This is a genomic window from Tissierella simiarum (genome assembly GCF_018917865.1).
GTDB classification, from domain to species: Bacteria; Bacillota; Clostridia; order Tissierellales; family Tissierellaceae; genus Tissierella_C; species Tissierella_C simiarum.
Map to the genome: position 1 here is coordinate 26,132 of NZ_JAHLPM010000017.1, position 11,896 is coordinate 38,027.

The window sequence follows — 11,896 nt, forward strand, 5'->3', positions numbered from 1 at the left end:
TTTTTCATTTATTCTATCTAGTAACATTAGAATCTTTTCTTATCCTTTTATATATATATACAGGATATCTTTCTATTTTCTCAAATCCAAGTTTTGCAGCTAGGCATATTGATGGCATATTATCTTCTCTAGTCTCCCAAAATGGTTTCTTCTCTTTATTTAACAGATTTTTTATTAGTTCATAAGCTACTATAGTTGCATAGCCTTTATTTCTTTCTTCGTCATCAAAAGTATCAACATCAATAAAATACTTATTATCATTTTCAAAGCCATTATTTATACACTGAGATACCACTTCCCCTTCATCCAATAAAATTATACCGTCTACCTCTTTATTCATTTCATTTATTTTAAAATACTGTTCATATTTTTTAGGTATAATTGGAAACTTCTCTTCAAGAACTTCTTTTTTATCGTATTTAAAATTAAAACTTCTAAACTTTTCTTCATTTAAAGTAAATGTATTTTCATAATGTTTATCGTATAAATAGAACCCTTGTATTTCTTCTTTTAAGATTCTATCATAATCATCATTTAAAGAATAGATTTCAAAGTATTCTTCATTTAAGTCATCTATAATAGGTATAATTTCTTCTTCCATGAATTCTTTAAAAAACTCCCTATTTTTTTCTATATTTTCTAATTCAAAATATGCATAAGCCCATCTTGATATAGCCCACACAATAATTCCCTTAGGATTTTCCTTATTATCAACATAAACTTTCCCAGGAAAATATCCATTAATAACAGCTAGTGCAGGAGTTTGAAAATCAAAATTAAAATAATTGCTTACGATTCCATATTCATCTTTCCTTAATTCTATGTACATAATGTCACCCTCTTTTTTTAAGTATTATAAACTTTTTTACTATTCTCTTTAAATTTCCAATAATTTTCTCATAATTATAAATGTTTTTCATATAAATTTTGTTTGATATCTGTCATCTTCGTGAACTATTCATAAATACTATATCAGAAAATTTTTAAACTAAAATTGCGTCTAGTATTATTGATATCTTCTTTTATTAACTATCTATATTATTTGTTAATAAAAAATTAGATAGATCCTCTAATGATTTGATTATTGGATATTTGCTTTTTAGATCATTTCTTTCATACCTATCAATCAATATAGGTACCATACCAAATTCCTCTGCGGCTACAAGATTTGTTTCATTGTCATCAATAAATATAGTTTCATAAGGTTGTGTGTTCAATTCCTCAAGTGCAATTTTAAATAATACTTTTTCAGATTTATACGAACCATATATTGAAGATATTATAAAAGTTGAGAAATATTCTCTTAGTCCTCTGTTAATAAATACCCTCTCCAAAGAAGGCCATGTGTCGGAAACTATCCCTAATATATAATTTTGATTCAATTTCTTTATTGAAGATTCCACATCATCAAAAAATAAAAATTTATCATCATTATAAACGTTATCTTCTGCTAAATTATTTAAAATGCGATCATCTATATCTGGATATTTAGTTTCTTCCAGAACAATTCTATAAAATTCCCTAAACATTCTAAACTCTTCTTCTTCGTTTTTTATAAGCTTAATTTTATCTGCATAGTCACAAGCTTTCCTTATCCCATCATCAAGTAACTCCTGCTTATCTTTAAGTTTAGATGCATCGATTATTTCATAAAATTTGGGTGTTATAAACCAATGACCAGTTCTAGGTATATTTAAAGTTCTTCCTGAATCAAACAAAATAGCTTTAACATTTTTAATATCTATTATTATCACTCCTCTATAAAAGTTATGAAATTAATCGTGTACTTCATACATAATCACATAATTAATTGTTCTACAAGTTTTGTTAAATTCCTTCTTTTCATAGGAAGCACTCTGCAAGACATCCAAAAAAGCACTCAATCTTCCAATTGAATGCTTTTATGCCTCTAGAAAATTATTTTTTATTAATATCTTTTTCATAATAACTACTTATATTTATAGTTCTTGAACATTTGTCAAAGTATTTGTAATCGGTGGAACTACTTGTTTTTTTCTCGAAAGTATGCCTGGTGCATAGAAAGAATTGTTATCAAGTGTCTTTCCAAAAGCCTTTGCCACTAATTCTTTATTATGTCCTACTACAACCATTTCTGAAGCTTGTTCAAATATATCGGTTAACATTAATATAAAAATAGAATATTTGTATTCCTTTGCTCGTTCTTCCATCAACGATATTAAATCCAATTTCATATCTTCTAAACTATCTGGATCCATAGTATATACTTGGGCTATTCCTATCTTATCTTCATCTATGGTAAATGCCTTGAAATCTTGACTAAGTAACTCTTGTGGTGTCTTTCCTACTAGAGAAGTCCCTGCCTTAAACATTTCCATTGCAAATTTTTCTACATCTAAATCTGCAATTCTTGCTAATCTCTCTAATATCATTTTATCTACATTTGTTGATGTAGGAGATCTAAATAATAAGGTATCAGAAATTATAGCCGCTGCCAATACTCCAGCCATTTTTTTTGAAGGTCTCCTACCATTTTCAAATAATATAGAAGCAATTATCGTAGATGTGCTACCTACTGGCTCATTTCTGAAGTATATTGGATTCCCCGTAAAAACGTCGGCTACTCTATGGTGATCAATAATCTCTAATATTTCACATTCTTCTAAACCGTCTACAGACTGACTACGCTCATTATGATCAACCAATATTACCTTCTTCTTCATACTGGATATTAAATGATATCTAGATATTAATCCGACTACTTTATTGTTATTATTATCATCTATTACTGGATAGGATCTAAATCTCGTTTGAGACATTTGTTCTTTTACATTATCTACTAAATCATCAAGGGTAAATACCACTAAATTATCTGTAGTCATTACATAGCTAAGAGGAACGGATTGAGTTATCAATCTAGATGTAGTAAAAGTATCGTGAGGTGTTGATATGATAGTTATACCTTTTTCTTCTGCTAGGCTTATTATTTCTTCATCTACTTTTACATCTCCAGTTACGATCATTAAAGAAATATCCTTATTGATGGCAAGTTCTTGAGCGTCCTTTCTATCACCGCATATAACTATGTCGTTTTCTTCTATATATTCTACTACAGATTTAGGTTCCATAGCTAACACTAAAAGTTTTCCAGTAATCGGTTTCATTATATTTGGAATTAATATAGATTTAGCGGAAAGAGTATCTATAATATTGTCTATAGAAGTACTTGACTTTCCCAAAATAGTATTGTCCCATACATCTATGTAACTTTGAATTATATCTGATATTGTTACAATACCTGCAAGTTGTTCATTTTCATCTATAATAGGAAGACTATTTAAATTGTTTTTCTTCATTAAGTCCAAAGCCATACGTAATGATATATCTGGACTAACAGGAGCTATTTTATCAAAGTTTAAATCTTCGACACTTAGTCTTACTGTTTCTATAAGCATTGGAGCATCAACTCCAAAATATTCAAGTATGAACTTTGTCTCCCTATTCATCTCTCCAAGTCTTACGGGAATAGCATTAATATCTCCGTTAGCATTCTTATACTCTGCATATGCCAGAGCTGCACATATTGAATCTGAGTCAGGATTTTTATGCCCTGTTATATATATTGTTTCCTTCATATTATCCTCCTCTAAGGTTTATCTTTAGATTTTATATTAAATTATTATATCATTTAAATCCTATAAATACCTTAAATATCGCTCTGGATTATTTAGAAAATCTTTTGTTAAATTTATATGTTTTAAATTATTTTAATTCATTCACCAGAAGTTATATTATAAATAATCTCCAAAATACATTTTATTGATAATTACCTAGTTAACTTGATATAGTTATCATCCTTTACAAATGTTGCATCGAGTGATTACTAAGTTTAAGTTCTACATAAATCATCTCTTATATTTAATTATAAAGTTTTTCTTAATCTTTTTATCTCCTCTATAACAATATCATCCCTGTATCCTAAGGTAATTATAGGATCAATATTGTTTTTAATTAATATTTAAATACAAAATCTCTTCCAACATCTAATGCAGTATGAGCATCAGACCCGTAAACGACCTTTACCGCATAGTGTTCCACTAATTCTGCAAATACACCAGAAGGATAAGTTTCTTTGCAATATGGCTTTCTAATTCCTGCTGTATTAAAATCTACTTCATAGTTCCTTATTTTTATTTCTTTTATAATTTCCTCTAAAAGTTCAACATTAGTATATTCTAAAGGATATTCTGTATTAAAAATCCTAACTAAAGTAGGATGACCTATACGTTTAGGTTTAAATATCCCTAAATCAGCTTTCACTGATTTTAGTAAAGTTTCATAATATCTATCGTATACTTTCTCTACGCTACCTAATTTTTGTGCTAACTTTCCAAATTCTTCAGGACTAGCATCTACACAATAGTATTCATCCCCTACTTTAATAAAATGTACAGATAATATACTATCTTCTATTTTATTGCCATATATATTTAGCAACTCCTTAATTTTTTCCTCATAACCTTCAACATAATCTACCTCTAAACCAGTATTTATTTTTATTACTGATTTAAACTTTTCTTTTATATAATCTAACTCTCTAATATACTTTTCTATTACATCTAGTGTGGGAGAACAATGCTTTAGAAATTCTGGATCCATAAAATTCCCTGGCAAAGGCATATGTTCCGTGAAAGTTATTTCTTCCAATCCTAATTCAATAGCCTTTTGTACATAGAATTCAAAAGAATCTTTTGTGCCATGAGGGCAATATGGTGAATGAATGTGTCCATCCCTTAAAATTATCTTATTATCCATAATAAATTCTCCTTTGTATATCCTTTATTCTCTACCCTAAATTTACTATATTTAATTTTATAGTTAAGCTAAGATATTTTATTATTGTATCCCATAGTTGTTCGAAAGTAAATCAATCTAAAAAGTTATCATGGATTCCAGCTATTATTGCTAAATACTTCTTTACCCATGACCTTTTCTATATGATAGTCAAAGTATTTTAGTTCATCTAATTAATTGATTAAAATATTCATAAGCTTCTTTTGAATCTTTGTGATATAACTTTAGCTCTTCTTTCCTTAGTTCTAAATCAGTTAAGTAACATAACATAGCCTTTTCTTTTGAGTGTTTTATAGCATCGTTAATCTTGTTTACAATTTCTTTACATTCTTCGTCTTTCCAGCTTAGTTTATCGGCTAGAAATACTTCAATTTCTGTTTTACTTGGTTGTTTCCTTGATGTCGTATGATATCTAATTGCATTTAGTACATCATTATCTTTTATTTCAAAGAGATTCTCTGCTATAAATTTAGATATTTTCTGATGTAAAATTGAAGGCGCTTGCTTTTCTTCATCAGTAATATTAATGTTATTTTCCATACAGAATTTTATTACTTCATCCTTTTCCACTACTCTACCTAAATCATGGCAATAACAAGCAATTTCACTGCCTTGTTCTAAGAATCCAAATTGCTGTCCCATATTATGTAGTTCTCTCACTACATCCATGGTATGTTCATATATATCTGACATATTATGCAGCATAAAGTATGCTTTTATATCTTTTTTAAGGTCACCTGTCACTTGAAAACTTAAATATTTATCCATGTTTTATCCCCTTTCGTAATCATTCTATAAATAATACATTATAGTAAATACAGCTAAATCAATTGTATGTATTGTGATATAACTTAAAACAATCTTTCCATCATCTTAAATTCCTCAATTAGCGTTTCTTTTCCTAACTATTCCACATTTCACATCAAAATATTTAATTATATTTCTTTTAAAAACTCTTTAACACATCTTGATACGAATATAGTAAAATGCAGCGTTGTATTGAGAACGCTTTAAATAGCCTTAAACATTTTGAAACATATTTATAAATTTTTATTTGACGATTTTTTGACGTCAAACAAAATAGGGACTTTTTAGTCCCTTTCTTTATCTTATCACAAAATTAATTAATTTAAATCCAAATAAATTTATCACACTTAAAATTATTCCTACGACTGCTAACTTTTTAAAATATTTCATTTATAAAAAACCTTTGATATTCAAAAAACTAAAACATATTATCCATATTAAAAAATATATAATATATTTTCTTTCAATATCTGTATAGAAAGTTTTTATATCATAATTTTCAGTATGATATTTAAAATATTTAGCTAATAAATATCTAAAAACAAAATATATTAATGAAAATATAAATAAGGGTTTGAATAATTTTTTAGGCAAGCTTATAGATAGTGTACTTAGTAAAGATGAAATGATAAAAACAAATATTATAAATAGTATATTTTTTGTATTCTCATTTTTTTTACCATTATAATATTTATTTAAATGTATTTTTTCAAAAAACTTCAACATAATAAATCCACCTTTTATTTACTTTCTCTAAATTTTCCATTACTTCACATTCTACATACCATATTTACCTATCATTTCTATAAATAATCAATAATTCCTGCTAAAATATAGTAAAATATTTGATATACTGTTTTAAGGCTTATATAGGCTTATAGAAAGGCTTTATATATGTAGTATAGTATTTATATTAATGTATGTATAAAAGCTTGTCTAGAGTTAATATATTGGATGGTTTTGATGCAGGTTTTGGTTTTAGAGTTGCAAAAAGAAAAGGAGCTGTCTCAAAATAAAATTTGAGACAGCCCCTTTATTTATTATTTTATATATCCGGAAGCATTAACTGGGCTGTAGTACAAAAAATAAAATTTGTCACTTGTTGTAATTGTATATGTTCTTGCAGTGTTGCCAGGTACTTTAATTGTCCTTATGGTAATTCCTGTCCAGTTATCTTTTTTTATCTTAATTGTTAATTGCTTATCATATTCATTCTTTACATAATATGTGTATTTATTTTTTCCTGTAAATACATATTCACTATACAAGTTACTTCTACTTGCCTTACCCTTAAAATGACACCTACCTTTAGTCGCTACATTCCATAATTTTTTAGGTCTTTGAAGACCTTGTACAATTATTTCATCTCTTGATTGAAGCTCTGATTTTTCTCCAGTAAGTTTTTCTTAAGATATTACTTCGATAACAAAATCATTTTCATCAGCGCCTTTTAACAATTCATCATTACTATCTGCGTATAATGGTAAAGAAAATCCACAAATAACTAATGTAATCGCTAAAAAGATACTTATCACTTTAAAATTTTTCATAAAAATACCTCCTTTATTTTTCTTAATTAATACCTTCTATAGACAATGAAAAAACTCCTTTATCCCCCGATAAGAAAAATAATAAAAATTAGGTCATAGTAAAAGAATTTACCACAATCATTCATATTTATAGATAAAAAGCAACATAATTCTTTGTTTAATTTAATAGGAATATCTTGAAAATCAAAAAAGACCAGGATATCTAGCTTTTATACATTTCTATCATGCTTCTTAAACTTATAACCTTAAGTCCTTTGCGTATACTTTTAATTGATTATCCGGTCTTCCTTATGTAGGATAACATACAAAAAATTAGGGTAGCCTTAAGCTACCCTAACATTTCCCTTCAATCTTTATTACTCAATCCTAATTTGCTAGTTATATTAAATGATAGTGCATAAAGGTACTCTAACTAGAACTAAACGATCAGTCATATTTTCAACGTTAAATACTAAGAACACGTTTCTTCCTACTACAAATGCACAAATAAGCTCTACTTCTCTTCCTGTAGGAATTCTATCAACTATTTGACAACGCATAACTCCTGCTGCTATTAGTGCTGCCGCTTGTGCTGCTGTTATCTCTATTACAATAACGTCTTCAATATCTCTACCTGGAATCTTTATTTCTATTTTAATAAGCAAGAAAAATCTGTCATCTATCCGCGCTACACATGTCGCACCTATCCTAATTGGCTCATTGCATCTTGCTGCATCAATCCCTTGATTATAATCCATTATTCTCGCCTTCCTTTACCTTATATTAGGAAAGTAACTTGTTGCTCTTCTTCTTTCCCAGTACAAGTATATTACGGACCAGTAAAAGTTGTTACTACAATATAAAATCTAAACTTAAATTTCTATCTTATAAATTTTCTATGTAAAATTAAATAAAAAAGTTTCAAAAGATAAAAAAGACTAGGAAATTAATCCTAGTCTCGTTAATAAGGATATGGTTGGAAATGTCCTACTTTATTATTTCTTTTTATCCGTTTTGAGGTATTTATTAATGCTATATTAATAGCTATTAGTACAATTCCTATAGAAAGAAGGGAAAAGCTTATTTTTATATTTTTAGCAGGAGCAAGCATGTTCTTAGTATTTAAAGTTACTTAATGTTTTACTCCATACTACAAGTATATTCTAGATTGATAAAAGTGTTACTATAATATAAACTTTATGCCACAAATCAAAAAAGACCAGGAACTTAATCCTGGTCTAATTAATAAGAGGTCGTTTAAAAAAATGGCTTGTTGTTATTTCCTTTTGCTTACTATTCAATCTTCCTTATACCCTAATAGGTCTTTCCCTTACTTTAAGTACTCTTTTAAATACACAACCCCATCCTCTATTAGTGTATCCAATTCTTTTTTAGATATTAATATTTTTAGTATAGGGTTTACTAAAGTTTAACGTATTATTTTCATTATTACCTAAACAAAAACAGGACGTTTAAAACGACCTCTTTTATTTACTTTTCTCTGCTTTAGGATCTACTATCATTTCATAAGTACCTGTACTAGCTATAGTAATTAATACTGCATTAATAATAGTTAAAACTATACCTTGTAATCCTTGTCCACTTCTAGCAAATATAAAAGTAAGGATTAAGGATATTATAAAAGCATATAATCTCACTGCAGAGTCATCAAACTTTTTCTTTACTATAGATTTAGTAAATTGGACAATCACAGATACCGTCATTACTAATCCTGCAAACGTCGCTAATATTTCTAGTGTAATAAATTCGTTTAACATATTATTTTACCTTCCTTTCTATATAATCTAATGCTTTATCTACAAGAGCCATAGCTTCCCCTCGTGTAATTTTATCGTCAAAACGCTTGTCTGTAATGTTGATTATACTTTTAAGATTGTTGTAATGTTCCTCTGCCCAATGTTTTTTATCAGTCAATGCTTTAGCCTCCTTAATAAGCATAATTTTATCTAATCTTGTACCTGGACAAGTCTTAGTTACTCCTGGACCTTCTCTATGAAACTTTATGGAATCTTCTCCATACTTATTTATAAAATATCTCATTAGCTTTAATATTTCCTCTCTCTGCTTACCTTGTAAAAGATCATATCCTAGATCATTTATAGCTCCTGTTCCTGGTATATCAAAGTTGCCTATCATTTCTACAGCTAATGCTCCTGTATTCCAACCCTTTATACTTGCTGGAGCTATATTAAAAGGTCTACCGGTTACCCAAGCACCATCTGGAAATAGTGTTAAATGTTGCCCTATGTCACTCCATCCATTTGAATTTACATGATAGTTATACATAGATTGTTGGATTGCTATATGATTATTGCCAGTAAAACTTTTATGAGCAGGCTTCCAAGTATGATGTATATGGAGCTGCTTGAATTTATATTTATCTAATTCTTTTATAAGATTATCAAAGTTAAGCATTCTAAAGTTCCCCATCTCATTACCTCCTAATTCTTAAATATATATTTTTTAATGTCTTTAACATCTTCCTGAACATTCTCTATTATATTAAACTTCTTGGATAGTTCCTCTATAATTGATTGATAATTAACTTCTCTTTTACTATTTTCTTTTAACACATAAAACAGCGGGTAGACAAATAGTACCGCAAATATCCCTTGTGTAATTACATATTTTAATATTTCATTCTCCATCCCACACCTCCGAATTTTACATTAAAAAGAACCTGGGTTTAAAACCCAGATTCTTTTTAATTGTTAATATATAGATTTTATTAGCGTTATAATAAACGCTAGATACGCTACCATAAAGCCCATTCTTGTAAAACCTTCTTCATTTAACTTTACAAAACAAACTAATCCTAATCCGATTAAAATAACTAATAAGAACATAATAATCCCCTCCTTTTTAATGTGATACTGGCATTATACATACTAAAAAGGGGAAATCAAATTTTCATCCTATTTTCTAATACGCATTTCCAACCTAGTTACAATATCCTTGTTGTTGTCAATATAATAACAAGTTGTCTGCTTTGGGTTTTCGGATCCACGAGGATTATATGCAAATCCTACGTCGACACCCCTATTACTTGTTGTTGTTAAAAATATAAAACTAGTATCTAGATCAACATTTAGATCAAAATCCTCCTTAAAAACTAAACTTCCTAATTAAATATTAAAAGGTATCTAATCTATGACAAATTAGATACCTTTTAATATAATAGAAAAACTACTATTTCGAATACTTTTTATGTGTTAAAATCATTTCTTTAGTAATTTCTTTTAATGTTTCTGTTGCCATTAATTGATCTTCTGCATGAATTAAAAGTAATGATATATTTACTAGTTCTCCAGAAGCTTCTTGATGAATTAATGAACTATGAAATTCATGGGCTTTTAGTAAACTTGTCTCTGCATCTTTAACATAGTTTTCTGCATCATCAAATTTTTCTTCTCTAGATGCTTTTAAAGCTTTAAATAGAAATGCTCTTGCATCTCCAGCATTAGTAATTAATTGGAATAATATTAGTTCTAAATCTTGCATATATATGTCTCCTTTTCCTTATATTCTTTTTATAACTTATCCTTCTTTATCTTCTAACTAAGTTCGCAATATTTATTAATCAAAAGTTATAGGAGATTTGATTCTCTCAATATATTTATCTAGCCATTCTTTACTTGCAACTTCATAAGTTGTTTTTCCATCTGTATTCTTACATACATAAACTGTAGGTTCTTGATTTTCTGTAACTAGAGAAAAAGAAAAACCATCAATATTTGTTGCTACACCAAATTCACCTTTATTATTTAAGCATACTACTGATAAATCTCCTGATTTTCCTCTTCTTTTGGCTAAAACATTATTTAAATCTAAAACCGCTTTATCTGCAGCATCTTGAGGATGATATCCCTCTCTCATTAATCTAACTATCTCATAAGAAATACAGCCCTTCATTAAATCTTCTCCAAGTCCTGTTGCTGTCGCTCCTCCTATTTCACTATCTACATAGAATCCTGAACCACATACTGGCGAATCACCAGCTCTACCTCTTTTTTTCATAAATAAGCCACTAGTTGATGTCCCTGCAACCATAGTCTTATTTCTATCTAACGCTATCATACCAACTGTATCATGACCGTCATAAGGACTCAAGCCTTTTTCTATTGTTTCTTTAATTCTTTTTTCATAATGCTGTTTTGCTCTATCAGTTAACATGTTTTTTCTCTCAAAGCCATTTTTCTGAGCATATTCTTCTGCCCCGATTCCTACTAAAAAGCAATTAAACCTTTCTTCACTTAATTTTTTAGCTATACTTATTGGATTTCCAAAATCTCTTATTCCAGCTACTGCCCCTATAGATAGTGTATCTCCATCCATGTATCCTGCATCTAATTCAACTATACCATTTTCATTTGGCAATCCTCCATATCCAACTGATTTATAGTAGGGATAGTCCTCAACCATCTTAATTGCTTTTTCTATTGCATTACCTGCCGACTCTCTATTTTCCAATAATTTTGATGCTTCAGTTATTCCCTCAATTGCCATCCTCCATGTTGCTATCATTGCCCATTCCATAATATTCTCCTCCATTCCTAGTTCCTTAATGATATTACATATGCAACAACTATGCCATTCGCAAACCATGGGTATATTTATACATTTACTTATGTTTTATTATATTTCTTTATCTAATAATTGATTTTCTACATTAAGTGTGTTATATAATAATAAATATGTATATTTAT

Annotated in this window: 13 protein-coding genes; all 13 read right to left on the bottom strand. The window is 28.4% G+C overall.

What is annotated here, in order from left to right; translation table 11 throughout:
- Positions 1-13: 13 nt before the first annotated feature.
- The 13 genes from KQI42_RS16525 to KQI42_RS16580 all read right to left on the bottom strand — a co-directional run bounded on the left by KQI42_RS16525 (position 14) and on the right by KQI42_RS16580 (position 11,726).
- Positions 14-829, bottom strand: coding sequence for a GNAT family N-acetyltransferase (locus KQI42_RS16525; RefSeq protein WP_216521354.1), 816 nt, complete (start codon positions 827-829; stop codon positions 14-16).
- Positions 830-1,025: 196 nt separating this feature from the next.
- Positions 1,026-1,754 carry an HAD family hydrolase gene (locus KQI42_RS16530; RefSeq protein WP_216521360.1) on the bottom strand — a complete coding sequence of 243 codons (729 nt, stop codon included), beginning with the start codon at positions 1,752-1,754 and terminating at the stop codon, positions 1,026-1,028.
- A 204-nt stretch (positions 1,755-1,958) separates the two neighbouring features.
- Positions 1,959-3,614, bottom strand: coding sequence for a putative manganese-dependent inorganic diphosphatase (locus tag KQI42_RS16535; RefSeq protein ID WP_216521370.1), 1,656 nt, complete (start codon positions 3,612-3,614; stop codon positions 1,959-1,961).
- 376 nt (positions 3,615-3,990) lie between these two features.
- The gene (gene hisJ / locus KQI42_RS16540) at positions 3,991-4,794 is read right to left on the bottom strand and encodes a histidinol-phosphatase HisJ (protein WP_216521371.1); all 804 of its coding nucleotides are present in this window, start codon (positions 4,792-4,794) and stop codon (positions 3,991-3,993) included.
- 204 nt (positions 4,795-4,998) lie between these two features.
- Positions 4,999-5,601, bottom strand: a complete 603-nt coding sequence (locus KQI42_RS16545) for an HD domain-containing protein (protein WP_216521372.1) — start codon at positions 5,599-5,601, stop codon at positions 4,999-5,001.
- A gap of 1,445 nt (positions 5,602-7,046) precedes the next feature.
- Positions 7,047-7,190: a hypothetical protein gene (locus tag KQI42_RS16550; RefSeq protein WP_216521373.1), complete on the bottom strand. Its 144-nt coding sequence runs from the start codon at positions 7,188-7,190 to the stop codon at positions 7,047-7,049.
- Between the two features lie 383 nt (positions 7,191-7,573).
- Positions 7,574-7,927 carry a hypothetical protein gene (locus KQI42_RS16555; protein ID WP_216521374.1) on the bottom strand — a complete coding sequence of 118 codons (354 nt, stop codon included), beginning with the start codon at positions 7,925-7,927 and terminating at the stop codon, positions 7,574-7,576.
- A 729-nt stretch (positions 7,928-8,656) separates the two neighbouring features.
- Positions 8,657-8,947, bottom strand: a complete 291-nt coding sequence (locus tag KQI42_RS16560; protein WP_216521375.1) for a hypothetical protein — start codon at positions 8,945-8,947, stop codon at positions 8,657-8,659.
- A gap of 1 nt (position 8,948) precedes the next feature.
- On the bottom strand, positions 8,949-9,620 hold the full coding sequence (locus KQI42_RS16565) for an N-acetylmuramoyl-L-alanine amidase (protein ID WP_216521376.1): 672 nt from the start codon (positions 9,618-9,620) through the stop codon (positions 8,949-8,951).
- A gap of 11 nt (positions 9,621-9,631) precedes the next feature.
- The gene (locus KQI42_RS16570; RefSeq protein ID WP_216521377.1) at positions 9,632-9,838 is read right to left on the bottom strand and encodes a BhlA/UviB family holin-like peptide; all 207 of its coding nucleotides are present in this window, start codon (positions 9,836-9,838) and stop codon (positions 9,632-9,634) included.
- 63 nt (positions 9,839-9,901) lie between these two features.
- A complete protein-coding gene (locus tag KQI42_RS21505) occupies positions 9,902-10,036 on the bottom strand; it encodes a hypothetical protein (protein ID WP_281420491.1) in 135 nt (44 codons plus the stop codon).
- Between the two features lie 343 nt (positions 10,037-10,379).
- Positions 10,380-10,691, bottom strand: a complete 312-nt coding sequence (locus KQI42_RS16575) for a PTS sugar transporter subunit IIA (protein WP_216521379.1) — start codon at positions 10,689-10,691, stop codon at positions 10,380-10,382.
- Between the two features lie 75 nt (positions 10,692-10,766).
- Complete coding sequence (locus KQI42_RS16580; protein ID WP_216521381.1) at positions 10,767-11,726, bottom strand: glycosylasparaginase; 960 nt, start codon at positions 11,724-11,726, stop codon at positions 10,767-10,769.
- Between the last annotated feature and the right edge of the window lie 170 nt (positions 11,727-11,896).